Annotated in this window: 20 protein-coding genes; 13 read left to right on the top strand and 7 right to left on the bottom strand. The window is 60.1% G+C overall.

Annotated features, from left to right (window positions below; translation table 11 throughout):
- Positions 1–44: 44 nt before the first annotated feature.
- A complete protein-coding gene (locus ACNQOP_RS19725) occupies positions 45–245 on the bottom strand; it encodes a hypothetical protein (protein WP_284988057.1) in 201 nt (66 codons plus the stop codon).
- 371 nt (positions 246–616) lie between these two features.
- Here ACNQOP_RS19725 and ACNQOP_RS19720 point away from each other — a divergent pair, with 371 nt between their 5' ends.
- The 7 genes from ACNQOP_RS19720 (at position 617) to ACNQOP_RS19690 (ending at position 11,082) form a co-directional block, all read left to right on the top strand.
- A complete protein-coding gene (locus ACNQOP_RS19720; protein WP_284988059.1) occupies positions 617–2,827 on the top strand; it encodes a glycoside hydrolase family 3 N-terminal domain-containing protein in 2,211 nt (736 codons plus the stop codon).
- Between the two features lie 217 nt (positions 2,828–3,044).
- Positions 3,045–3,875, top strand: a complete 831-nt coding sequence (locus tag ACNQOP_RS19715; protein ID WP_416405509.1) for an alpha/beta hydrolase — start codon at positions 3,045–3,047, stop codon at positions 3,873–3,875.
- A gap of 180 nt (positions 3,876–4,055) precedes the next feature.
- Positions 4,056–5,345: an ABC transporter substrate-binding protein gene (locus ACNQOP_RS19710; RefSeq protein WP_284988061.1), complete on the top strand. Its 1,290-nt coding sequence runs from the start codon at positions 4,056–4,058 to the stop codon at positions 5,343–5,345.
- 73 nt (positions 5,346–5,418) lie between these two features.
- The gene (locus ACNQOP_RS19705) at positions 5,419–6,363 is read left to right on the top strand and encodes a carbohydrate ABC transporter permease (RefSeq protein ID WP_284988063.1); all 945 of its coding nucleotides are present in this window, start codon (positions 5,419–5,421) and stop codon (positions 6,361–6,363) included.
- Between the two features lie 2 nt (positions 6,364–6,365).
- On the top strand, positions 6,366–7,208 hold the full coding sequence (locus ACNQOP_RS19700; protein WP_284988064.1) for a carbohydrate ABC transporter permease: 843 nt from the start codon (positions 6,366–6,368) through the stop codon (positions 7,206–7,208).
- A 128-nt stretch (positions 7,209–7,336) separates the two neighbouring features.
- Entirely contained in the window at positions 7,337–8,893 is a 1,557-nt protein-coding gene (locus ACNQOP_RS19695; protein ID WP_416405508.1) for a family 43 glycosylhydrolase, read from the top strand.
- Positions 8,894–9,597: 704 nt separating this feature from the next.
- Entirely contained in the window at positions 9,598–11,082 is a 1,485-nt protein-coding gene (locus ACNQOP_RS19690; protein WP_416405507.1) for a DUF4038 domain-containing protein, read from the top strand.
- Positions 11,083–11,268: 186 nt separating this feature from the next.
- On the opposite strand, the gene ACNQOP_RS19685 is transcribed toward ACNQOP_RS19690, so the two are convergent.
- Genes ACNQOP_RS19685 through ACNQOP_RS19670 form a run of 4 tightly spaced genes read right to left on the bottom strand, consistent with a single transcriptional unit; the run spans position 11,269 to position 14,406 of the window.
- Entirely contained in the window at positions 11,269–12,048 is a 780-nt protein-coding gene (locus tag ACNQOP_RS19685) for an MBL fold metallo-hydrolase (protein WP_284988068.1), read from the bottom strand.
- Positions 12,045–12,830: an amino acid ABC transporter ATP-binding protein gene (locus tag ACNQOP_RS19680; RefSeq protein ID WP_284988069.1), complete on the bottom strand. Its 786-nt coding sequence runs from the start codon at positions 12,828–12,830 to the stop codon at positions 12,045–12,047. The genes ACNQOP_RS19685 and ACNQOP_RS19680 overlap by 4 nt, the downstream gene beginning before the upstream one ends.
- Positions 12,830–13,564 (bottom strand): amino acid ABC transporter permease, encoded by a 735-nt coding sequence (locus ACNQOP_RS19675; RefSeq protein ID WP_284988070.1) that lies wholly within the window; start codon positions 13,562–13,564, stop codon positions 12,830–12,832. The genes ACNQOP_RS19680 and ACNQOP_RS19675 overlap by 1 nt, the downstream gene beginning before the upstream one ends.
- Positions 13,564–14,406, bottom strand: a complete 843-nt coding sequence (locus ACNQOP_RS19670) for a transporter substrate-binding domain-containing protein (RefSeq protein WP_416405506.1) — start codon at positions 14,404–14,406, stop codon at positions 13,564–13,566. The genes ACNQOP_RS19675 and ACNQOP_RS19670 overlap by 1 nt, the downstream gene beginning before the upstream one ends.
- Before the next feature lie 222 nt (positions 14,407–14,628).
- Between ACNQOP_RS19670 and ACNQOP_RS19665 the strand changes: the two genes are divergently transcribed.
- Entirely contained in the window at positions 14,629–15,498 is an 870-nt protein-coding gene (locus ACNQOP_RS19665) for an Lrp/AsnC family transcriptional regulator (RefSeq protein WP_284988072.1), read from the top strand.
- A gap of 209 nt (positions 15,499–15,707) precedes the next feature.
- Here the strand turns inward: ACNQOP_RS19665 and ACNQOP_RS19660 are convergent, their stop codons facing one another.
- Positions 15,708–16,166, bottom strand: coding sequence for a MarR family winged helix-turn-helix transcriptional regulator (locus ACNQOP_RS19660; RefSeq protein ID WP_284988073.1), 459 nt, complete (start codon positions 16,164–16,166; stop codon positions 15,708–15,710).
- A gap of 174 nt (positions 16,167–16,340) precedes the next feature.
- Between ACNQOP_RS19660 and ACNQOP_RS19655 the strand changes: the two genes are divergently transcribed.
- Positions 16,341–18,194 carry a flavin-containing monooxygenase gene (locus ACNQOP_RS19655; RefSeq protein WP_284988074.1) on the top strand — a complete coding sequence of 618 codons (1,854 nt, stop codon included), beginning with the start codon at positions 16,341–16,343 and terminating at the stop codon, positions 18,192–18,194.
- Positions 18,194–19,234 (top strand): SMP-30/gluconolactonase/LRE family protein, encoded by a 1,041-nt coding sequence (locus ACNQOP_RS19650; protein ID WP_416405505.1) that lies wholly within the window; start codon positions 18,194–18,196, stop codon positions 19,232–19,234. The genes ACNQOP_RS19655 and ACNQOP_RS19650 overlap by 1 nt, the downstream gene beginning before the upstream one ends.
- 32 nt (positions 19,235–19,266) lie before the next feature.
- On the opposite strand, the gene ACNQOP_RS19645 is transcribed toward ACNQOP_RS19650, so the two are convergent.
- Positions 19,267–19,863: a TetR/AcrR family transcriptional regulator gene (locus ACNQOP_RS19645; RefSeq protein WP_284988076.1), complete on the bottom strand. Its 597-nt coding sequence runs from the start codon at positions 19,861–19,863 to the stop codon at positions 19,267–19,269.
- 106 nt (positions 19,864–19,969) lie between these two features.
- Here ACNQOP_RS19645 and ACNQOP_RS19640 point away from each other — a divergent pair, with 106 nt between their 5' ends.
- The 3 genes from ACNQOP_RS19640 (at position 19,970) to ACNQOP_RS19630 (ending at position 25,571) form a co-directional block, all read left to right on the top strand.
- Positions 19,970–20,845: an SDR family NAD(P)-dependent oxidoreductase gene (locus ACNQOP_RS19640; protein ID WP_416405504.1), complete on the top strand. Its 876-nt coding sequence runs from the start codon at positions 19,970–19,972 to the stop codon at positions 20,843–20,845.
- 1,078 nt (positions 20,846–21,923) lie between these two features.
- Positions 21,924–22,607 (top strand): TetR/AcrR family transcriptional regulator, encoded by a 684-nt coding sequence (locus ACNQOP_RS19635; protein WP_284988078.1) that lies wholly within the window; start codon positions 21,924–21,926, stop codon positions 22,605–22,607.
- A gap of 546 nt (positions 22,608–23,153) precedes the next feature.
- On the top strand, positions 23,154–25,571 hold the full coding sequence (locus ACNQOP_RS19630) for a glycoside hydrolase family 3 N-terminal domain-containing protein (RefSeq protein WP_284988079.1): 2,418 nt from the start codon (positions 23,154–23,156) through the stop codon (positions 25,569–25,571).
- The last annotated feature ends 73 nt before the right edge of the window (positions 25,572–25,644 follow it).

Below are 25,644 nucleotides of genomic sequence, written 5' to 3'. Positions count from 1 at the left end.
TGATGTGGACTGTGGATGTTGCCGGTTCACACCAGGGCGGCCAGTCACGTGGCCGGATAGATCAGCAGTTTCACCGGTTTGTGGAGCCCGGCGGGCAGTGGCGCGGCGTCGGCCTCGAAGACGACAGATCCGGGCAGGGTCCCGGGGCCTGCGGCCGCATCCCCCATCAGCCGATTGGCCCACGGGTTGGTCACTGCCACTTCCAGGGTGTTGCCACCCGGCCGGATGGCGTCGGTAACATCCACCCGAATGGCCGTGTCCAGGCGACGCCGGCACGTTGCCGTCCATCCAGTGCCACCACGCCCGGGGCCGGGCGGACGTCGGCGATCGGTGAACTCGTTCAGGAGCCGGCCGCAAGAGCGTTCGTCCGCGGGAGGGCGGCAGGTTCTTGGGGCATGGGTGGCAGTTCTAGGGGCGGGGAATCAGACAGGGGCGTGGATTATTCACCTTACGGCGCGGATTCGTGAAGGGCAGGTGCAGGATCATGCGGACACAGGATGGCTGGCATAGCGGAAATCTATTTCCCCCGGAGCGGCCGCCGTCGTACGGTGCCAAGGAACCTTTGCCGTGCCGTGTATCGCCCTGGGGCGGCTCCCCATCCCACGGAGGAATAAGCATGTCCGCCCGAACAGACGTTGAAAACCTACAGAGCCGGGAAGCCCGGGACTTCATTGACAACCTCATCTCAGTTATGAGCTGGGAAGAGAAACTGGGCCAGTTGCAGATCGCCTTCCGCCCTCAATTGGAGGCCGCCAAGGAACTGGTCCGGGGAGGAACCGGCGCTGTTTTCTGGCCGCGGAGCACGGAAGCGACCAACGAACTCCAGCGCGTCGCCCGCGAGGAGACGCCCCACGGGATTCCACTGCTGGTGGGGTTGGACGTCATCCACGGGCAGCGGACCACCTTTCCGGTTCCCTTGGCACAAGCCGCAAGTTTTGATCCCGCCGTGGCGGCCGCGGACGCCCGCATCTCAGCCCTGGAAGCAGCATCAGGCGGGGTGAACTGGACGTTTTCGCCCATGATGGATGTTTCCCGGGACCCGCGGTGGGGACGCGTCGTCGAGGGGTTTGGTGAGGATGCCTACGTCAACAGCGTCTTTGGTGCGACGAAGGTCCGCGCATACCAGGGCCATAGCCTAGACGGGGAGGGGTCCATCCTGGCGTGCGCAAAACACTTTGTGGCCTACAGCCAGGCTGAGGGCGGACGTGACTACAACACTGTGGACGTGTCCACCCAACGGCTTCGCAATACCTACATGGAACCGTTCCGTGCGGCTGTGGAGGCAGGGGCCGCCACCGTGATGGCCGCTTTCAACACCGTGTCCGGCCGGCCTGCCCACGCCAACAGCCACCTCCTGACAGATGTCCTGAAGGGGGAATGGGGCTTCGAAGGTGTTGTGGTGGGCGATGCCGACGGTGTGGTGAACCTCCTGGACCACGGAGTGGCGGCCACGCTCCCCGAGGCTTTGGCGCAGTCCTACATTGCCGGCCTCGATGTCGAAATGGGCGGAAACGCGGCCAGCCCCGACGGCGTCGCGGCCGTGACGCCGGAGGACGTTCCGATGGAACGGGTTAATGACGCCGTCCGCCGGGTGCTCACCCTCAAATACGCCCTGGGGCTCTTCAAGAATCCGTACCGGAACGCTGCACAGGAGATCACGGCACCGACGCCGGAATCGCGGAACGCCGCCAAGGAGGCGGCCGAGAAGAGCCTGGTTTTGTTGAAGAACGACGGCGGGATCCTCCCCGTGCAGCCCGGCCCAGTACGGGTTCTCCTGACAGGTCCCTACGCTGAAAGCACTGACCACCTCGGAGCCTGGGTGCAGTCCTTCGCTGCACCGTCGGAGAGCTTGGCGGAGGCCATCTGCCGGGAATGCCCAGACTGGTCCGTCACGGTCATGGAAGGCACGGGCTTCTTCAAGGGCAATCCGGAAGACCATGCGGCCGTGGCAGCTGCCGCCGCGGAACATGATCTCGTGGTTATCGCGGCAGGTGAGCCATCGGCATTGACCGGGGAAGCGAGCTCACGGAGCGACCTTAGGCTGCCCGGCGTCCAGGAGGACCTGATCCAGGCCATTGCCGGGACGGGCACACCTTTTGCGGTGGTGATGTTCAACGGCCGTCCGCTGGTTACGGAGTCGTGGATCGATTCCGCACCCGCCGTCCTGGAAGCCTGGCACCTCGGCATTGAGGGGCCGGCGGCTGTGGCGCGTGCGCTCAGCGGCGCGGTGAACCCCGGCGGCAGGCTTCCTATGACCTTTCCCCGGTCCTCAAGCCAGGTGCCCATCTATTACGACCACGAAAACACTGGGCGCCCGGCGATGCAATCCGCCCGCATCGACGAGGATCCGGACGACGTTGCCCTTATGGGGCCGGCCAACACAGACGACAGATACACATCCAAATACCGCGACCTGCCGCTGGGCCCCCGATTTCCCTTTGGCCACGGACTGAGCTACACAACGTTCAGCTACGAGGGGCTCCGCCTCCTCCAACAGGAACTGCCGCTCGAAGCACTTCGGGCAGGCGAGAGCTTCCGCCTGGTTGTCACTGTGGCCAACACCGGAAACCTGACGGGAGACGAAGTAACACTTGTGTGCATCCGGGACCGGGTGGCTTCCCTGGCCCAGCCTGTGCGGAGGCTGCGCAAGTTCACTCGAACCACCTTGGACGCCGGAGGGACGGCCACGCTCACTTTCGAGCTCGGATGGCAGGACCTTGGCTTCTGGGATAACGACGGAAATTACCTGGTGGAACCAGGAGAGATCGAGATCCACGTTGGCGGCAGCGTCGCGGGTGACCGACATGAGATCATCCGGATACTTTGAGCCGGCGACAGGACCAAGGAGATACACGGCCCACCTACAACCCACAAAAGAAGGAAGACCATTGCCACTACACCCGACAATTGCCTCCAGGATCCCGTTGTTGCAAGGAATCCCCTCCATATCGGAGGCGCTTTCCAACCCACAGATGATGTCCAGGCTGCAGGAGTTCGACTCTTATCCTGATGCGAAGCCACCAATCCAAGTGCCTACTGAGGAAATGACGGTTTCAGGACCGCACGGACCGGTCCCGATCCGGGTTTACCGTCCCGCGCCCGGGTGCCCTGTCAGCGGAACCGGGCTTGTGTGGATGCACGGCGGTGCGTTCCAATTTGGCGACCTCGATATGAAGGAGGCAGATTGGACCGCACGCGAGATGGTTAACCGTGCTGGTGCCGTTGTTGTCAGCGTTGACTACAGGCTGGTGAAAGATGGGGTGCGGTATCCGGTTCCTTTGGACGACGTAGTCGCCGTCGTGGGATGGGTACGCAACAATCTGGAGGGCCTGCGTATTGATCGCGTTGCCCTCGGGGGTGCCAGCGCCGGTGCACATCTTGCAGCCTCCGCCGCGTTGCAGTTGAGGGACGAAGACTGCTGGGCACCGGAATGCCTCATTCTGGTGTATCCCTCGGCACACTTCTACATGCCCGAGCCATCTCAGTCTTTGAAGGAGGTCCAGGCCGAGCTGCCGCCGGTCATGACGATATCCCACGACTTTCACCGCAAAACAATTACGAACTACCTTGGCGGTGACAGCTTCCCCACCTCGCCTTACGCGATGCCTGGAGAAGCTGACCCGACGGGTTTGGGCCCAACGCTGGTGATCAATGCAGAGTATGACGACCTTCGCGCGTCGGGGGAGGCCTTCAGCGCTGGCTTGGCAGCGGCCGGCGTCGACATTCAGCAGGTACTTGCCCGCGGTTTGCTGCACGGTTTCCTGAACTTGTCGGCGGATGTTGAGCCGGTTAGTGCAGTCCTTGAGCTTATGGCGCAGCGCCTACGGCGGCAGGGCTCCTACCGCAGGCCGCCCGCAGGCCGCGAAAAGCTGTAAAGCGCCATCACTTCCGTGAATGGAGGCCATAAGCAAAGTCGCGTGGACGGTGGGCTGTAACCACGGTCTACTGGATTTACAAGAAAGCGGTTGATGAATTCCCCTCCGCTGCACTCACGAGGGCCTGGCGTTTCCTATAGGTCGCCCCTCGACAAGGATGTTGAAAGGTAACCCGTGTCAATGAATCCCATTAACCGCCGGCGGTGGTTGTCCGCCGCAGCCACAGCCATTGCTGCTTCTGTAGTTCTCACCGGCTGTGGCGGCTCGGATGCCACTGCCCCGTCCGGCAGCGAACCCCAGACCATCAAGTTCTCCTACTCCACGTCCAACCCAACGGATACCTTCATCCAGGACACGGTTGCCGCCTTCGAAAAGGAAAATGCCGGGGTTAAGGTCGAACTGGTCAAGCTGCCCGCAGAAACGCAGCCGCAGACTACCACCACACAGCTTCAAGGGGGCAGCGCCGCAGACGTCATGGGCATCTTCTCCGGGCAGGGGCAGGTAGGATCCATGAACGGATTTGCCAAGGCAGGCCTGCTGCTTGAGCTCAAGGAGCCGGAGTTCAGCCAGACGCTGCCCAAGAGCATCGAGAAGCTCTACAAGTACGAAGACAAGGTCTACGCGGTCCCGCTGTCCTCGATGCCGGCCGGCTTGATCTTCAACCAGGCCAAAGCCGAGGAAGTCGGCGTCAAGCTGGACAACTCCTCCACGTTCGAAGACCTCTTGAAGCAATGTGGGGTGGCAAGGGACAAGGGCGTTTCACTGGCAGCTCTGGCTGGCACGGTGCCCGCCAATCCCGGAATCCTGGCGTTGACCCTCGCAACTTCGACCGTCTACGGTCCCAACCCGGAGTGGAATGCCGACCGGGCTGCAGGCAAAACTACTTTCGCCGGTGAAGAGGGGTGGAAAGAGGCCCTCGACGGTGTCAAAAAGATGTACGACGCCGGTTGCTTCCAGGACGGTGCCGCAGGTGCCGGTTTTGACGCCATCATCGGTGCCGTCGGGCAGGGGAAATCCTTGGGCTTCTTCGCCCCCGGCGGAGCAGCCAAGAGCATCGCGGACGGTTCCAAAGGCGCGGTGACCCCTGTGGTCCTCCCTGTACCTGCCCCCGGCGCTTCTGAAAAGTATTTGGGCACGAGCGCCGAAATGGCTCTTGCAGGCAATGCCAAAACCAAGAGCCCCACCTTGGTGAAGAAGCTTCTCAAGTTCTTCACGGAAAAGGAAGGGGCCGAAATGGTGGCAAAGGGCCAGGGAACCCTCCCGGTGAACCTCGGCGACTATCAGCTGCCTGCAAGCTATGCACCTATCGCTGACCTGTACAGGAACGACAAAGTCCGGCCGCTCGCGCAGACTGACTGGCCCTCCGCGAAGGTCTACGACAGTCTCGGCAAGGGAATCACGGCCATGATCACGGGGCAGAAAACGTCGGACGATGTCCTAAAGGACATGGATACGGCCTGGGGCAACTAGACCAGCTGGTGCCGTCCGGCTGGGGCGGCCGGCACCAGACTCTCCTTCCGAAACAAAACAAGGAACTGTGACAGTGACTATTACCAACGGACGAATCATTCCCTCGGGAACTGACACGAAAGAACCAGACCCGGCACCGGTTCGGCGTCCCTCCGGAATCGGCTTCGGCCGTTGGTGGTGGGCGCTTCCAGCCGTGACCCTCACCATTGTGGTGACATACATGGCGACGGCGTTTGGCGCATTTTTCGCCTTCACAGACTGGACAGGGCTGGGCTCGTTTAAGTTCGTGGGATTCGACAACTTCGTCCAGGTTGCCAAGGACCCTGCACTTGTTGGTTCGGTTCGGAATACACTCTTTCTTGCGGCCGGGTACGTTGTCTTCACCAACCTGTTTGGGCTGCTTTTCGCCCTGGCGTTAAACCGGACCCTCAAGACGCGCTTTGTTCTCCGGGCATTGATCTTCATGCCCGTGGTGCTCAGCTCTGTTGCAGTCTCTTTCATTTGGAAGTTCGTCTTCGCGTTCGACGGACCGCTCAACCAGTTCCTCTCGGCTGTTGGCCTCGACTCCCTGAAGCAGGACTGGCTCGCGAACCCATCCTTGGCACTGTGGTGCATCCTGGCCGTCATGGTCTGGCAGAACATCGGCTTTGTCATGGTCATTTACCTGGCCGGTCTCGCCACTGTTCCCGTGGAACTGGAAGAGGCAGCCGGCCTGGACGGGGCCGGCGTCTGGCAGACGTTCACCGGCGTTGTCCTGCCCACCATCAGGCCGTCCGTTGCCATCGCCACTGTACTGACCCTGATCCAGGGCCTCTCGGTGTTCGACCAGGTACTAACACTGACGGGAGGCGGCCCCGGTGACGCGACCCAGACGCTGGCCTCGCAAATCTACCAGCAGACATTCGTCTACGGGGCCTTTGGCCTGGGGGCAGCCGCTGCCCTCGTCCTCACCGTTTTCATCCTCATCCTGGCCGTCGTCCAGCAAGTCGTCGTGCGCGACCGCAGCAACGGAGAATAGCAATGCATCGTTACACCAAGTGGTCACTGGCCCGGGAAATCCTGGTTGTCATCGCCAGCATCATCATGCTCCTTCCGTTTTGGATCGTGATCAGCACGTCGTTGAAGACCAGCGACGAAGTGCTAACCACGTCGGCCTTCGCTCCGCCGAAAGCGGCAACCCTGGACAACTTCATCCAGCTGCTGTCGCCGGAGGGGAGCCAGTCCGGCAACGTGTACCAGGGCCTGTTCAGTAGCCTCATCATCACCATCGGCACAGTGCTGGTCCTGATCGCCTTGTCGTCCGCGGCTGCGTACGTCTTCGCCCGCAGTACACGCAAATTGTCGAATACGGTCTTCAGGATTTTCCTGATCGCGATCGTCCTCCCCACCCAGCTTGGGGTCCTTCCTCTTTACATCGGGGCCCGGAACCTGGGCCTGGTCGGGAGCCCGTGGGGGATGATTGTGATTTACACGGCTATGACCATGCCGTTTGCCGTATTCCTCTACTCGGGTTTCTTCCGACGCCTGCCGCGGGACTATGAAGAAGCAGCCACCCTTGACGGTGCCAGCAGGTTCCAGATATTCACCCGGGTGATCTTCCCCCAGATGGCCCCGGCAACCGGCACAGTGGCCATCCTGTCGGGCCTCCTGGTCTGGAACGACTTCTTCACGGCTGTCATCTTCCTGAACGGCTCGCCCTACATGACTTTGCCAGTAGTGGTTTACAACTTCGTGGGCAGCCTCGTCTCACAATGGAACCTCAGCTTCGCGGTGGTGCTCATTGCCATGGCCCCCGTGCTGCTGTTCTACGTGTTTGCCCAGAAGAAGCTGATGCAGGGCTACGCTGGCGGCATCAAAAGCTAACGAACCTACCCCAAGTAGAGACGCGCCGACATGCCAGTGTTACACCAAACGATTTGGGGCATCATTTGGCGGTACTTTTCGACGTTTGGCCACGGCCTCACCGATAGACAACGAACGGAAGCAACATCTTGCGCACATCTGAAAGTCCTAAATGGCTGAACGTGCCCGGCGCCGTTGAAGGCCAGCGGCAAGCCGACCTTGGGGATGGGACATACGTCAATCCCATCTTCGCCGGCGACCACCCGGACCCTTCCATCCTCCGGGACGGAGAGGACTACTACATCACGTTCTCTTCGTTTGAATCGACTCCCGGGCTCATCATCTGGCACTCGCGGGACCTGCTCAACTGGACTCCCCTCGGCCCTGCATTGCCTGATCCCTTGGGGAATGTGTTTGCCATGGATATGTGCAAGGTAGGCGACAGGTATTACATCTACATCCCCGTGATACCGACAGATGTGTCACCGGATCCCTCCGCTCCCGCGCAGATCTACGTCATCCATGCCCAGGATATGAAGGGGCCGTGGAGTAAACCCACAAACTTGGGAATATCCGGCCACATCGACCCGGGGCATGTCGTGGGGGAGGACGGGCACCGTTACCTGTTCCTCAACGGCGTTAGCCGTGTCCGCCTCACACCGGACGGCCTGGCAACGGACGGACCCATTGAGCACGTTTACGACGGCTGGAAATACCCCGAGGACTGGGTCACGGAGGCCTACGCGCTGGAAGGCCCCAAGCTAACCGAGCGTAACGGCTGGTTCTACCTGACGACGGCGGTAGGCGGCACATCGGGGCCGCCCACCGGACATATGGTCACGGTCGCCAGGTCGCGCTCGGTCCACGGACCCTGGGAGGATTGCCCGTCGAACCCCATCATCCGCACCTGGGACGCAGAAGAACCCTGGTGGAGCAAAGGGCACGCCACCCTTTTCGAGGGCCCTCACGGCCAGTGGTGGAGCATCTACCACGGCTACGAGAACGGGTTCTCCACCTTGGGACGCCAGACGCTGCTGGAACGCATCGAGTGGACCCCGGACGGCTGGCCCATGGTCGCCGGCAAGGACCTGTCGCAACCGCAGCCTTCGCCGCTTCCCAGCGGTTCCCGGGAACCGGGCGGGCACGGGCTGGCTCTCTCCGACGATTTTTCGGTGCCCCGCTTCGGAGTGCAGTGGTCGTTCCACGCACCCTCGAAGGACGAGTACCGGCGTGCGTCCTTGGGTGACGGCCTGGTCCTGACGGCCAGCGGAAGCAGCCCGGCCGACACCTCTCCCCTGACCTGCTTCGTCGGAGACCACCGGTACGAAGTGACCGTTGAGGTTGAAGTCGAAGAGGGAGCAACCGGTGGCCTGCTGCTCTACTACAGCCGACGCCTCTTCTGCGGAATGGGCCTGGATGGGGAGAAGATGACTACCTATCGGGCGGGAGAGCCGATTCCGTACTGGCGCGAACCTGCCGCGTCCTCTCGGGTCATGCACCTCCGAATCGTCAACGATGCCCACATCGTCACCATGTACTACAGCGTCGACGGGGAGGAATGGACACGGCACGGCCTGCGGTTCGAAGTCTCCGGATTCAACACCAACACCGTCGGAGAACTGCTCAGCCTCCGCCCTGCGCTCTTCTCATTCGGGGAGGGAAGCGTAAGGTTCCGGAAATTCCAGTACCGCGCCCTGGATCACTAAAGCCAACCAGTGGACCACCTTCGACGTCACGGACACCAAGTGGCGTTCGCTAAGGCACTCAAGTAGGTCAGGCCACGGCGAGCCTCTCCTGCAGAGAGTAACCGTCAATCCCGTATCCACAGCGCGGACGGACTGCACGCAAGCTCGTCGTGCGGTCGCCCGAGACGCGGTGCTCCGGATGATCACACTCCAACATGGCGGGATGAGGTAGTCGAATGGATGGTCAGCGGCGCACATGATGGCGAGCTTCTAAGGGATTCTGCCGCTGGAAGTAGCGGGTGCGTGCCATGTGGCTAGTGTTTCACTCACTGACCGAGTTCGTAGAGGACTATGGCAACTCATCGCAGTTTTGCTCTCAAGTGAAGCTGCAGCGCTAGTGCCCGGTTTGCCTGAGCGGGCCGGCACAGCGGAAACACCAAGCACGACTCTTCAATGCTCTCGACCGCAGTGTTGGTCCAAAGTGCAGCGGGCCAAGGATCCGGTGTTATCGAAGAGGTTGATGGTTGCCATCGCCGTAAAGCATTTCTTACAAGCTTCATTGTCAATAGCGCGGATACTGTCCCGACACCACCGGCCGCCCAGGAACAAACCAAAGGATCGAAGATGCCCGTAAAGCTTTTCCTAACTATTTCTGCTGCAGTCACGCAACGTGACATAGGAAAGTTGAGACGGTCTCCTTGTGACGCGTGGGAAGTTCTCGGGCTGTGAGCGACAAAACAATAGTCGGCCACGCGCAGCCGGCACTGAGTCCCTTGACTGTCTCTGCAGACGGCCGAAGGCTGGTGACCATCCAGGGTGAGCCCTTCTTCTATCTTGCAGACACCGCGTGGACATTACCGCAGCGACTCAAGTGGGATGATGCGCTCTATTACATGAACAAGAGGCGCATGCAGGGTTTCACGGTTATCCAGATTGTCGCCCTTGATCCGGAACGGGATGTGGACATGCGGGACCCTGCGGGAAATTCAGCCCTTCAGGGGGGTGACCTCTCCAAGCCGAATGAGGCCTACTTCCAGTACCTCGACCGACTTGTTCAAGCGGCTCAGGACATGGGCTTATACGTCATGCTTCTGCCTGTCTGGGGCCAGCTTGTTGTAGGAGAGAGCTGGGGAGGATCGACGTTCCCCGAGACGGTCACGGAAAACAATGCATACGATTTTGGCCGATGGATTGGAGCCCGCTACCGAGATAGGCCACATATTATTTGGTGTTTGGGCGGGGATCGGCAGCCCATCCATAAGGGAATTGATTATCGGCCCGTATGGCGACGAATGGCGGAGGGACTCGCAAACGGCGTAACGGGACAAAATCCCCGCTGGGACGAGTCCAGTCCGGCCTGGCGTAACCTCATCATCACCTACCACACCTGCTTTGAGATGGAGACGAATGAATTTTCGACCATGTCATACTGGTCCGACGATGAAGCTTGGATCAGTTTAATCTTGCTCCAATCTGGCCATGGACTAATAACAGCGAGTTATTGGCAAGTGCGTGCTGAGTATGAGCGGTCTAATCCTATGCCCGTCCTAGATGCGGAGCCTGCATACGAGCAGATGCCCATGAATTGGCCTCAACTGTTCCCCCTCCATGGTGATTGGATTGTCCGCAAACGTGCATACTGGTCGGTACTTGCAGGAGCGTTCGGCCACACCTATGGTCATGCATCCGTTTGGTGCATGATCTCAGAAAAAGAACGCAATGAAGTTCTGAGCGCCTCCTGGTACGAGGCGCTCACTCACCCGGGAGCGGAACAGATGACGATCCTTAGGGATTTTGTCGAGTCCCTCAGTTTTGAGCGATGGGTGCCTGCTCAGTCAATGGTTGCCCATAATGCGAAGTGCGGCCATACATGCCTCGACCAGCACAGGCAGGCAGCCTTGGACCGAAACGGTGAGTTCGCCATTGTCTATCTCACTGACGGAGGATCAGAGCGGGTGAACCTTGCTTACCTCAGCACCCCTGACGTCCTCGGCGTGTGGTTCAATCCACGCACAGCCGAAACCACGGAACCTTTCGACGTCCGGCGGGAGCCACACGGAAACCTCTTCGAAGCCCCCACGCAGGGGCCCGAGCAGGACTGGCTGCTAGTCCTCGCCACAAATCGGGACCGTCTTCTACGCCTGTCCGTCCGGCGCACGTGGGCAAATCCACTGCCGAGTGACGATATGTCAATGATCTGGGCCGAGTAGCCTCCAGCAGGCCGTCCGGTCCAGCCATGCTGCCGACCCTCACGGGGTAGATCCCTGGCGGCGGTTCCCCGGGACGTTGTAATCGAACGCGTTCTCCCGGGTTGAGGTACGGCCGCTCTTCCTGGGTTAGGTGTTTGGGCTCTGCGGGCGGACTGGAAAGTGTCGACAGCAGCATGCTTGCCTCACTTATGGGCCGGAGAGGTAGTTCTCAGCGATGGTTTTCAGAGAAGCCGGGCCCAACTGTGGTCCGTGTCCTGCGAAAACGGCGGAAACATCAAGTTTTAGGAGGAGGCCCATGGTGTGTCGGTAGTCCGCTTGGTTAGCTCCGTGGATCGTGTCGAGGAGTTGGCCTTCGTACATTGTGTCTCCGGTGAAGAGCCATTGGCGTTGACGATCGTACAGGCAGATGCTCCCAGGGGAATGTCCCGGGGTCGCGATGACCTCCAAGGGAGTTCCGAGGGTGTTGATGTTGTCTCCGTCCTTGAGCCGTCGTGTTGGGGTGGCCGGCGCCACCTGGTATTGGGTCGGGTCGTAGCCGGGGTGCGGGACGCGGCGGAGCATTGAGGGCTCTTCGTTCTCTGGAATATCTATTCCCAGGATGCCGTACAGGGTGTGGGTGTTCAGGGAGACAGGTCCCGGTGTTATTAGGGTGTGGGCTTCTTCACCGTGTACTGCGATGTGGTTGAACTCATGTGCTCCTCCGACGTGGTCCAGGTGGGTGTGGGTGATGATGAGGAGCGGGTCCCGTTCGAACACTTGGGGTATCTCGTGGCGCAAGGGGACGATGCCGAGGCCCGCGTCGATGACTACATCCCGGTCCTGGCCGTGAAGCCACCAGATGTTGGATTGGAGCATGGGATGGACGTGGGGTTCGGTGATCCTTGTCAGTCCTGGGAGTACTTCTTCAAGGGCGTACCAAGTCAGGGAAGTGCGGGGGACGGTTTGTTGTGGGGTGGGTGTGTTCAATGTATGTGCCTTAGGAATTCGCGGGTGCGTTCGTGCTGAGGGTTGGTGAAGAACTCCTCAGGGGGTGCCTGCTCAACGAGTACGCCCTGGTCGAAGAGGGCGACGTCGGTCCCGACTCGCCGGGCAAATCCCATTTCGTGGGTTACTACGACCATCGTCATGCCGTCTGCGGCAAGATTTTCCATGACGGCCAGGACGTCGTTGACCAGTTCCGGGTCCAACGCCGAGGTCGGTTCATCGAAGAGCATGACGGAAGGGTTCAGGACCAGTGCCCGGGCGATTGCGACCCGTTGTTGCTGGCCGCCGGAAAGCTCGCCGGGAAAGTGGCGGAGGTGGGAACCCAGCCCGACGCGGTCGAGCATGTCCGCTGCCCGAGCTTTGGCTTCGGCGGCACCGGTTTTCCTGCTCAGGCGTTGAGCCAGGGTGACGTTTTGCAGGACGGTGAGGTGGGCGAAGAGGTTGAAGCGTTGGAAGACCATGCCGATCTCCGAACGCTGGTGGGCCAGGGTCCGTTCGCGTGCGGGCCGGTTGTTGGCGTCGATGCCGATTTTTTGACCCTTGAAGATGACCTCTCCGGCATCGAGGGGTTCCAGGAGGGCCATTAGGCGCAGCATGGTTGATTTCCCTGATCCGGACCTTCCGAGGACTACTTTGACTTCGCCCGAACCGACGGTGAAATCGACTCCTTTTAGGACTTCTTGGTGCCCGTATGTTTTGTGGAGGTTCCTTACTTCGAGCACGCTTTTTACGGTTTGAGGTGGCGTTGTGGTGGTCTCGGACATCAGAGTCCTTTCAAGGTAGCGGTAGCGCGCTCGACGCGGGGCAGGGTTTTATCGGGGAGGGAAACCCATCGGTATCGCTTTTCCACCTGGTGTTGGAGCGCCATCACGGCGCTGACAATGACGAGGTAGAAGACGAGCGCGGCCGAGTAAAATTCTGCGTATCGGAACGTGGTTGCGACTTGGACCTGGGCTGTGGTCATCAACTCCTGCAGTGAGATCACCGATGCCAGCGAGGTGTATTTGATCATTCCGATGAGTTCGTTGCCCGTGGGAGGCAGCGCCACCTTGATGGCTTGTGGCAGTTCGACACGGAGGAACGTTTGCGCAGGGGTTAGACCCAGTGCCCTTGCGGCAAGCTTCTGCCCGCCGTCAACACTCAGCAGTGCTGAACGGAGGATTTCTGCCATGAAAGCGCCTTCGACGACCGAGAGACCCACAAACCCTGCAAGGAATGGCGAGTACCAACTGTCGCGGAGCGCGGGAATGACCTGCGGTGCAGCGTTCCAGACGATGAGAAGCAGCAACAGTGTCGGCACGGAGCGGAAGAACCACACATAAACCCAGGCCAAGCTTCTAAGGGTCTTGTTCTTGGAGATGCCAGCGAGGGCAATGCAGAGCCCGATCAGGGTAGCGGCCACTTGGGAGACGGCAGCCAATTCAAGGGACAACGCTGCGCCGGAGAGGAATTCCTTGGAAGTCAGCGCCTGGAGGAAGATGCTCTGGTCAAAGTCCATTACTTTGTCGATTCGGTCAGGCGGCTGGCGTCCAGCGAGTAGTTTTTTGCGATCTCGGCCAGTTTCCCCTCGTCGCCAAGTGTCTTCAGTCCGTTGCGGATCTCGTCGGTCAGGACCGAGCCCTTCTTGACGTAAATGCCGAATACGGCGTCGGCCTCAAAGATTCCGGGAACTGGCTGTAGGTTTCCGCCTGTCTTCTCTACGATCTCACCGACGGAAACGTCAGTATCGATGAGCGCATCAGCCTTGCCGTTCGTAACTGCAGCTGAGGTCTGCGTGTTCTGCGGGTATGACTGCTGGATTAGATCAGGGAGGCCTTTGTTTTTCAACGCCGCCGAGAGTTCCTTGAGATTCGCCTCGTAGGCGCCCCCGGCAAGTACGGCTACTGTCTTTCCTGCCAAGTCCTCAGCACTCTTGATGTTCGAGTCCTTTGGGGCGATGATCACCGATCCGGTTTTCAGGTAAGGCACCGCGTCGGCGACCTGCTGGCGGGCTTCGTTGACGTACAGGCCTGACCACACCGCATCGCAGCGCCCAGCCTGAAGCGCCGGCATCAGCCCGTCGAAAGCCACGTCAGAGAACCGGGCCTTCACGCCCCATGACTCCGCCAGCGCAACCGCCGCGTCGGAATCAAAACCGATTGGCTGGGTCCCCGTGTTGCCGTCTTTATAGAACTCCATGGGCTTGTACTGCGGCGTCATACACACACTGAACTCACCGGACTTCAGCAAACCCTTCGGACCGCTGGCACTTTCCGGGGAAGTAGCGTCGACTCCCCCTGAACATGCGGTCAGCGCCACCACTGCGGCGGCAGCTACAGAACCTAAGCCGAACTTCGTCATGACAATCCCTTTCGTCGAACAGCCCCACGGGTGTGGCACTCCTCACATGCTAGGGCGGCAAAATTTCAGAACATCAGTCTTGAGTCGGGAGAACGCAGATGTGTAAATGCTCACGGCATACGATGATGGTTATCATCGTGAAAGGTGACTTCAATTTACAGATTCGTAAGCAGAATCGCGCAGAAAAATTTCCCGTAACGAAGCCGCGGAAAGGATGGCGTTATGGATGAGCTTGACGAGCAGATACTGCAGGAACTGGTCGCTAACGGCCGCATCACCGTGACCGAGCTTGCCCACAAAGTGGGTCTCAACCGCATCTCGGTCTCTCGTCGACTGACGACGCTCTTGACTGACTCTGGTGTCAGAGTGATCGGATTGGCTCACCCTGCCGTCGTTGGGCTGCCTGTCATGGCGCATGTCTCTATCGACGCTGCGACCCCGGTTCAGAGTCTGGCCGAGAAGATCGCGCAGGACCACCGGGTTCTGTTCGTGTCCATAACTGCCGGGGTCATGTCCCTGGTAGCAGAAATTCGGGCCAGGAACCACGAGGAACTCCAGGCATGTATCGAGGACATCCGCAACATCCCTGGAGTGACCTACATGCGCACCAGCATCTATACCGATCTCCTCATAGACATCCTGCATCCGGCTCAAATCAAGGACCCGGCCATCGACAAACTTGATTTGGCTCTCATCGAGATTCTGCGGCAGGACGGCCGTGCCAGCTACACAACAATGGCCACTGCCCTTGGAATATCAACCGGAACCGCAAGGGCCCGCGTTCTGCGTCTCCTGGACAGCGGAATCGTAAAAATCGGTGTCACTTGGCGCCCCGCCTCCCAGGAACGAGTGACCCGCATGGGGCTTGGACTCCGCATCCAAGGGACAGCTTTGGAACTAGTCAAATCACTCGAGGCCATACCGGGCTTTAGCTTCTTGGCATCCAGCATCGGCCAGCATGACGTTATAGCCACCGTCCACGGAACGGACGCAAACTCAGCACTCCGCACCGTTGACCAGATCCGGGCAATACCTGAAGTCATCCACGTCGAGTCATGGATACACCTCAATGTCGTGAAAGAAGAGCATTAGGAACACGATGTGAAGGCCCCGCTCCACGCGGCACGGCTACCGCGTGCCCTGACATTGGCGAAACCCATCACCGCGCCATGACGCCAGGCTGAGAAGAAGGCGTCAGGAATCAGCTGAGGTATGGAACGTCAGAGGTTCAAGCAAGGTCTTTCGGCGGATTGCGGTTCCCAACTCCTGGATGCGGCATCTCGACGAGAGGGCTCGTGACCTCAGCCGGAAAGATTCCGCATTTCTCTGCTTATGGCTCCGAGCCCAGTTTCAAGGGCTCGAAGCTCATCGAGGCTGAGGCGTGCCAAGATGTTTTCGCCGAGTTCAGGCCTTGTGGCCATTAGTTCGCGTACGACAGCTCTTCCAAGGGTGGTGGCTTTCATGACGCGCACTCTTTGGTCGCTGGGATCCGACACTCGTGTGGCTAAGCCAGCTGCCACAAGGCGGTCCAAAAGTTTGGACATGGATGCCATCGACACCTCAAATTGACTAACCAGTCGCCCGATGGCAACTCCGTGCTCTGACGTGACTATCACCGATAGGACTTTCAGCTGCTGAATGGTCAGATCTGTCGTCAGGAAAGTTTGCAGCACCAGCGGAAGTGATCGGATCGCTACAGCAACAGCGAGATTATTCACGCTTTCTTGGAGTGCTTGGTGGTCGTGGTCAGGGTGCGGCATGCAGCCAAATTACCTCTTGCAACCGTTTTTGACCATTACTTAGCTTAACGCTAAGTTTTTATTTAGCTTCGAGCTAAGTTTCTTTTCCGATTCCGGGACACCACCTGACGCCTGCGGACTGGCGGCGCACATCCTGCCGTCCGGGGCGACCAATCACTACTGGAGGAACGAAGAATGTTTTCCAAGGTCCAAATCCAAGCTTCCGCTGAGCCATCGACCATCGACGAGCTACGTGCCAAGTATCGCGAGGAGCGTGACAGGCGCATCCGCCCAGAGGGGCTTGGTCAATATCGCAGTACTGGCGGAAGCTTTGGTTTTTACGCCGTTGACCCCTATTCCGAGAAAACCATGCGTGAGCGTGTCAGTGACCGCGTGGAGGTTCTGGTGATCGGCGCCGGCTTCGGTGGCCTGCTTACGGCGTCACGTCTCCGGGAGGCTGGCGTCGAATCAATTCGGTTGATGGATGAGGCCGGGGACGTAGGGGGCACCTGGTATTGGAACCGCTACCCGGGCATACATTGCGACATTGAGTCCTATGTGTACATGCCCCTGCTGGAGGAGGTGGGATATGTTCCCTCTTGGCGTTACGCGCCTGGGGAGGAGATCCGGCAGCACGCCATTGCCGTGGCCAAACGATTCGATCTCTATCGCGATACGCTCTTCCATACCCGCGCCACAGGTCTTCGGTGGAATGAGGAAGCGGAGGAATGGACGGTTGAGACCGACCGGGGTGATCGTTTCCGGGCGCGGTATGTCGTCACTTCTTCCGGAACGCTGACGCAGCCTAAGCTGCCGAACATTCCCGGAATTGAGACCTTCAGGGGCCATACATTCCACACCAGCCGCTGGGACTATGGATATACCGGAGGAACAGCTGAGGGTGACTTGGTCGGGCTGGCCGACAAACGGGTCGCAGTCGTCGGGACCGGTGCCACCGGAGTCCAGGTCATCCCTCATCTGGGCAGGGATGCGCAGCAATTGCTGGTATTCCAACGGACCCCCTCAACCATCGACGTCCGCGACAACAGGCCAACAGACCTGCGATGGGCTGCGTCCCTGGGCCGGGGGTGGCAGCGCGAACGGATGGAGAACTTCCTTGCGGTACTCTCTGGAGAACCGGTAACCGAAAGCCTGGTAAATGACGGTTGGACCCGCACGGTGCGATTGCAACGGAAATTCCTGTCGGGCTCCGTAGACAAGAGTCTGAGCGATGAGCAACGTGAAGCACGGGATGAGCTCGCCGACTGGGAGGTGATGGCGGGAATCCGTGCCCGAGTGGACGAGATCGTAGAAAACCCTGAAACGGCGGAGTTGTTGAAGCCGTGGTACCGATATATGTGCAAACGTCCGTGCTTTAGTGATACGTACCTGCAAACCTTCAACAGGCCCAACGTGACACTCGTTGACACGGCCGACACTGGTGGAATCACCCAGATGACTGAGACTTCCATCGTGGTGGGTGATGTCGAGTACGAGGTGGATTGCGTCGTTTTTGCCACGGGATTCGATGTGGGAGTGTCGGGTGTTCTCTCCGGCACTCTTCCGGTGACGGGTCGTCATGGCAGGTCCCTTCTGGCCGCCTGGGGCAATGGTCCCCGCACGCTTCATGGCTTCTACACTCGCGGGTTTCCCAATCTGTTCAATCTTGGGGTTATGCAAAACGCAAACTCCGTGAATTACGCGCACATCCTGCAGGAACAGGCAGAGCACATAGCCGCAGTCATTCACGCGGCCAGAGACACTTTGACAGGTGTCGTGGAACCCAGCCCCGAATCAGAGGAGGCATGGTGCGCCCACATCGCCGAAACGGCGACGGGAGACGGCGGGTTCCTGGCCGAGTGCACCCCCGGTTACTACAACGGCGAAGGAACCCGCGTCTCGTCCCCGACAACCTACAGCCCCGGACCCGTCGCGTTCCACCGTCTCCTGCGGCACTGGCGTCAGGAATCCATGCGGGATGTCCTAACGTCGTCGTCAACCCGCGGCAAGACGCGCCGCGTAAACGCTGGGCCAAAGGCGGGAGGATAATGCCAAGAAAATGGCAGCGACTATTGACCACCGCAGCAGCGCTCACCGCTCTCACCACTTCACTTTCCGCCTGCACCGCCACGGTGCAGGCCCCGCCGGAACAGACATCCTCGCAAGCCGGGCCTCACTCAGCCATGCAGCAAACGGCGAAACGTCTGTTTCAGGTATCGGCTGTTCACGAGGCAACAGGAATGACCCTGCTCGAAGGGCCGACCTTTGGCCCAGACGGGGGGCTTTACCTGGTAGACGTAATGGCTCCAGCAGGTGGCCCAAAGGTTATAAAACTAGACGTTGCATCCGGAGCGGTGGAAACCGTTTACACGGATGATGTCAGCGCTTTCACCTCGGCACAGTTCAGCCCGCACGACGGACGCTTGTACCTTACGGACTTTGTCGGCGGTACAGTTCAAAGCATCACCGATTCGGGGAAGGACCACCGCACGTTCTTCCAGGGCACATTGGACGGCGTTGCCATGAATCCCGACGACATCGCCTTCGACCAGGAAGGAAACCTGTACGTCACCGATGCCGCCGGGTCGCAGGATCCTTACTGGAAACCTACCGGCCGCCTGGTCAGGATCGACAAGGACACCGCTGAAGGAAACGTCCTTGCTGGGAACATGCCAGCGCCGAACGGTATTGCCTTCAACCCCGCTTATGACGGACTGTGGGTAAGCCACAACACGGGAAATCGAATCGATTACCTCAGGCTCAGCGCGGACGGGTACAGGGTTCAGACCGCTCATCCTGCCGTGCACGTTAGTGCAGGCGTCGGCCAAGTGGATTCCTTGGCCGTCGACGCGGCAGGGAACACGTACGTCGGGATGCACAACCGGGCAGTTGTCCTCGTTTACCGGCCCGACGGCGAACTGGCGGCCACTATCGCCGTACCGAGGGAGGACGACGTTTCATCGGCAACCAACGTCGCCCTTAAGCCGGGCACTACGGAAGGCTACATGACCGTGAGCGGCAAGGGTGGAGGATTCGTTTACGGGTTCACGGCCCTCGCCGATGGTGTGCGTCAATCTAATGGTGGATAGAAGGCCCGACGGAGCGTAAGGGGAACAGGCTGTCACCTCTTGTGGGCAGCGGCTGCGCCAGGCAGGAGCAGTTGTGCCATATCGTCGCACTCCGTATCGGTTGGAGGTGCAGGATGCGTTTGCGTCCACATGGCGGCCCCAAAGAAGGCGAGCTGGGCGATGAGGTCGCGCTGCTCCGGTCTGATCTCGCCCCGTTGCGCCGCTCGAGCCAGCACGGCGTGAAAGGGGGCGAGGGCTCTGTGCAGCGCGGCGGACATCAAATCCTGCAGCTCGGTGGACGTGGATCTTGTCGCCTCGGTAAAGGCCTGGCCCTCGGGCAGCTCTGCATTGTCGCGCACTGTTCGTAACAGCACGGACAGGTCATGACAGCTTGAGCCGGTGTCTGGAACAACGTCATAGCGGGCCAGGAGTGGCTCCAGGACGGCAGCCAGCAAGGCCGCCCGCGTAGGCCAACGCCGGTATACCGTCGTGCGGTTAACTCCTGCAGCCCTGGCGATCCCCTCAATCGTGAGGCGGGCATAGCCTCCCCGTGACAGCTCCGCAGTGGTGGCCCTCAGAACGGCCTCAACTACCCGCGAGCTGCGTGCACCCTGCTGGGCTCCCTGTGTCCTGCGCATTAACTCGGCCATGAAACAGCATTCTATTGACCTTTAGAAAAGGCAACAGTATGTTGCCTTTAAGGCAAAGGAGCCCTCTTGTCCGGGAGGCCGGCGCCCTTCATAACCAACGAGGAGCATGATGAGCACACAAAACGTTGATTTCGCCGAGACGATGGGCTTTGACCGGCTGCCGACGCACATAGTCGAAAAGCGTGTCACCGATCTGATGGACCTCACGGGGAAAAAGGCAGTAGTCACAGGGGCGGGGGGAGGTGGCTTGGGGCAGGCCATCGCCAACCGGCTTGCTGGCCTGGGGGCCGACGTCGCTGTCATCGACTTGAATAAGGACGGAGCCGTCGCTAACGCCGAGACCATCGAACGCCGATGGGGCACGCGAGCCATCCCGTTCCAGGCAGACCTGTCCGACTGGGATCAGGTGCATTCTGTGGTCTCAGAAAGCACGCAGGCGCTCGGGGGTCTGGACATTATGATCAATAATCCCGTTCAGGTGGTCTCCGACAGGTTCGAAAACCACACCAAGGCGGACATTGACTACACGGTCCATGGCAGCCTCACAATGCTCATGTATGGCGCACATGCCGCGGTTGAACACTTTCTGCCCCAGGGCCACGGACGTATCATCAACATCGCCTCTGTCGGAGGCCGGATTCAGCACCGGGGGCTAACTGTCTATAACGCCGCGAAGTCCGGCGTTATAGGCTTCACGCGGAACCTCGCCCATGAGTTTGCGTCGAGAGGCGTCAATGTCCTTGGGGTGGCACCCGGCGTGATGATCAACCCGCTGCTGCGCGACATACTGGCAAACGCCTCTGACGAGCAGGCCCTCGCAGCGAAAGGCTCAATGCTGGAGGCTGTGGATCGATACATTCAACTTGGGAGGGTGTCCATCCCGGAAGAGGTGGCCAATATGGTCGCTTACCTCAGCACAGAAGCTGCTGACTACATGTGCGGACAAACCATCGACGTCGCCGGCGGGCAGTGGATGGGGTGAGGCAGCTGCCACGTCGATGACAGGTCAGCAGGAACAGCAGTGACGCGTTCCTGCTGACCTCCCGATAACTATTAACTACGCCCGACCGATGTGAAGGACACTCCGGACGGCTCGAAATACAGGCGCAGACCCTTACGCAAGGTGGAGCTCGACCCCCAGGACTTTTTCAACGATGCGCCTAGGGTGTGCTCCATCCTGCATCAGCCACAGAATGCCACCGCCATCAGTGACGGCATCGACTTGGCCGCAATCAATCTGGACACCGTTTCGGTAGACCCGGACCTGGCGCCCTACGACAGATACCCAATCATCGACAGGCATCCACGGACCACCACTGAGTGGTTGTCGGGCGGCCGTCACGTGAGCTCCCCCTCGTTCTCACCAAGGCACCTGCCGTTAAGAGTTGCAGCAGTCGGATGGCAGGTAGGGCGGGTAGGCACGGGAGTATGGGGATTGCGAATCTTGCTGCTAATGCTGTACATCGCTGCCTGTAAGGATTCGCTGGATTCGTAGATCCTTTTCAATTACAACCCCATGCTCGATCTCCATGCAGAACTCGAGGGTAAAGGTGCCGTGATCGTGACGCGTGACAAGTATTCCCTGTCCACAGTCTTTCCCGCCCTCACTCAAAAGTTTAGTGACCGCTGAGTCCAAAGCGCACTCAAGCTGGTCGCGATTGTCGATGGTAAGTCGCAGTCGGTTGCCCTGCGGTTTCTGTTGGTCCATGTGTACTTTCTTTCGCCTGAATAAGCAGCCGGCCCCCGAGAACTGAGAATGACATGTCCCGCGGACCCTAAGAATTGAGGTCGGCACAGGAGCGGACGCCGAGGCTAACAATCTGCAACTAGAAGGCTGCGGCGTAGCGGGACCGATCTTCCAGGCGCACTGTGTGTGCCCTCTGATCCTGGCGAGGTCCTTCGCACTCCGGTAGGCTCACTGGTACCTCTGTTTTCCAGATTTTTCCCCTGGGTGGTAAAAAAGATAGGTGCCCAATACCCGCGAGGTCAAGTCATCGCTGTACTCGTCTTCTCAGGGCGGACGGGATGAAGGTGCAATGTTGAAGACCGTTAGGAGTGGCATGACCAGCGTAGAGGGCGTCAGGCCGCGGCGGGGAAGGCCCCGGCGCGTCGATCGTGAGCGGATCATCGAGGCGGCCAAGGTACTCGACCCATCGACCTTGACCATGCAGGCTCTCGCGGAAGAAATTGGCGTAGACCGCAAAACCTTGCATTACCACGTCGATAACCGCGAGTCTCTGCTTCGCATGGTGGCTGCAGACGCCTTCCGGGAGGCGGTCACCGCCCATGAATTCACCCCTGAGAAGGACTGGCGGAAGGCTATCCGGGCCTTTGCCCATATTACGCGAGACGCCGTCACGGCTGCCGGAGCATGGGCAAGTTATGTCGGCTATGAAACAGAGGCCGACCTCGAAGCCATCAGACCAGCGGAGGCTGCCGCGGAGGCACTGGTTGCCGCTGGACTCCCCGAAGCCGAAGCTGGGCGGGTCATTGCCTTGCTGGCTGGCCTTGCGTTCACGTCAGCGACGGACCGCTCAATTCCGAAAACCGCAGGGCGCCATCCTCAGGAACCTGTCCTTGAGCACTTGCTGCAGAAGGCCCCCCAAGAGGAATTCACACTTCTTCGCAAGCTGGTCGGGGGACGGTCAACGGAACTCGGCACCGAAGAGCAGTTTGCCTTCAACCTCGAAATTGTGTCGCTTGGCGTGGAGCGCCTGCTTGAACGGCCCAAAGCACAGCTATAGCACGTACGCAGCATCATTGCCAGCGGCACCCCAGTGGAACACATCCCGCAGATGCCACTGGTGTGGCCGCCAGGCTTAATGCCGTATACCGCCTTGTGTCGTGGGCGACTTTTGCCGGCTTCGGCCGGAATTTGACGCGTGCCAGCGTTCCGCTGCGCGTCGGAGGAAATCGGTCAGCGTTCCGTCCAGCCCCCTGCGCTGGACCATGATGTATCGCCGGATACCCTGACCTCCGCCTTGAGCCGCTCGCTGGCTTTCACCGATCGGGCTGATAAGGCGCCCTCCTGCCGTCCGCTGACCTGCCTCCGGCTTTAGCATGCGACTTGACTCACAGTGCTCACCCCTCTAGAATTTTTCCCACCCCGGGAAAAAGGGGTGCCGCACTGAATCCCCAGCGGCTTGCTTCAACGGTGAAGGACAACGGTGGCATGGACAGCCCGCAGACCCACTTTGTTCGGCGTCGTCAGGCATGCCAGTAAAGCGTTCAAGGGGCCAAACCCCCATGCCACGTCCGCGTCGTAGCGGGTGGCGGAATAGGAGACCCGAGTGGAAAACCAAGTACTGTCGACCTCTGACGTGGCGACTACCGTCGCAGATCAGGTCGAAGACCTCATATCACGCATGACCTTGGAGCAGAAGGTCGCACAGCTTCAGTGCACCATTCCCATCACGGGCCATCTCGACACTGGCCTCGTCAAATTTCCTCACGGTCTGGGTGCATCCGGAAGCATCAGCACCGGCGTATCCATTGAGGCCGACGCCGACCACTACGACCAGGTCCAGGACGCAGTGATGACCAAAACCGACCTGTCAGTGCCGCCGTTGCTCCACGGCGAGGCGGTCTCAGGCTGGACGGGACTTGGAGGGACAGTATTTCCTTCGGCAATCGGGCTGGGGGCTACGTGGAACCCTGACACAGTCGAAGGCATGACCGACATCGTCCGTGAGCAGATGCTCGCCGTTGGGGTGCGCCAGGCGCTGTCCCCCATCATGGACGTCGCCCGGGATCCCCGCTGGGGCCGCGTGGGCGAGACCTACGGTGAGGACCCCACGTTGTGCGCTGCGATGAGCGTTGCATTCGTGAAGGGCCTGCAGGGACAGAACCTTGCCGACGGCGTGGCCGCTACCGGCAAGCATTTCCTCGGCTTCGGCCTTGGGGAAGGCGGCCTGAACATGACCTCCAACCCCATTTCGCCTCGGGAGCTCCGCGAGGTCTACGCGAAGCCGTTTCAGGCTGCCATCACCGAGGCTAACCTCGCCGGCATCATGAACTCGTATGGCACCATTGATGGCGAGCTCATTATCGCCTCAAAGCACATCCTTGATGATCTGCTGCGCGAGGAGATGGGCTTCGAAGGCCTCGTTGTTTCCGACTACATGTCCATCAACCTCGCCGTCGACCTGAACGTCGGCGCGGACCCCACCGACGGCGGCATTAAGGCACTCAAAGCCGGACTCGATGTTGAACTGCCCACGCCCTACGGCTTCACTGACGGCTTGGTCCAGGCGGTCAGGCGCGGCGAACTCGAAGAGCGCTTCATCGACCGCGCGGTACGCCGCATGCTGACCCTTAAAGCCAAGCTCGGCCTCCTTGAAGACAACTCAGCACGCAAAGAGATGATCGCAGCCGCCTACGAGCCGGAATCCACCAAGGCGCACAGCCTGAAGGCCGCCCGCGAATCGATCGTCCTGCTGAAGAACGAAGGCCTTCTTCCGCTGAACAAGGCAACGAAAAAGATCGCCGTCATCGGCCCTCACGCCAACTCTTTGCGCCTTTTCTTCGGTTGCTACACCTACCCGGCTTCAATCGATCTGGCAATGAGCGGGACCATGTCGGAAATGGCGGGGATGCTCGACCTTCCTGAGCTGACCGCCTCTTACGAACAGCCCCCGCTGGCGCCGCTCTTTGAAGGCAGCGATGTCCGCTCCGAGCCCGCAGCGGTGGAGCAGGCCCTCCAAGGTGCGCTGGGGCACAAGACCCCGACCATCGTCGCCTCCATCCAGGACAAGTGCCCCGAAGCCGAAGTGGTGTACGAAAAGGGCTGCGACATCGCCGGCACCAACCGCACCGGTTTCGATGCCGCGGTTGCCGCTGCCAAGGAAGCGGACGTTGTGATTCTTACGCTCGGCGGTAAGTACGGCTGGGGCAGTTCTTGCACCTCCGGTGAAGGGATCGACACCGCCAACGTGGGCCTTCCTGGGATTCAGGAAGAACTTGCCCAGCGCATCTTCGAGACCGGCACACCGGCCGTCATGGTGCACATGGACGCCAAGCCGCTATCCAGCGTCTACATTGCCGAAAACTTCCCGGCCATCATCGAAAACTGGTTCCCGGGTGAAACCGGAGGCCAGGCACTGGCCGACGTACTTTTCGGCGACTACAACCCTGCCGGACGTCTGCCAATGACGGCGGTCCGGGACGCCGGCCAGATCCCCCTTTACGCAGCCCACCGCCGCAGCAACAGCTTCAGCAGCGCCGGGACAATGATCATGAATCGGTACGTGGACGGATCCAAGGTTCCCCTGTTCCACTTCGGGGAGGGAAAGAGCTACACGGCCTTTGAGTACTCCAACCTCGCCCTGACTCCGACGGTTACAGCCGACGGTGCGGTGCGGTTGTCCTGCGATATCACCAACACCGGCCAGCAGGACGGCGAAGAGGTCGTCCAGGTGTACGTCCGTGATGAGCTCGCCAGCATGGTCCGCCCCGTTCAGGAACTGGCAGGCTTTAACAGGGTGTTCGTCAAAGCCGGAGAAACCAAAACCGTTCACTTTACAATGCGGGCCGACCAGTTCGCCTTCCTTGACGTCGACATGCGCTGGGTTGTTGAAGCCGGCCAGATGACGGTCAACGTCGGGGCTTCCTCAGCTGATATCCGCCTGACGGGATCGTTCGATATCGAGAAATCCGCCGTCATCGATGGAAAAAACCGCGGCTTCTACGCCACAACCAGCGTTTCCTGACATCACACTGGGCGGGACACGCGGGGGTGGCGCCCCCGGGTGCCGCCCCCGTCCCCCCCCCCCGACAGGGCTG

The sequence above is a fragment of the Arthrobacter sp. LFS091 genome, assembly GCF_047977885.1.
Taxonomy (GTDB): Bacteria; Actinomycetota; Actinomycetes; order Actinomycetales; family Micrococcaceae; genus Arthrobacter.
The sequence above is the reverse complement of the archived record's forward strand: the minus strand, read 5'-3'. Positions and strand labels throughout refer to the sequence as shown.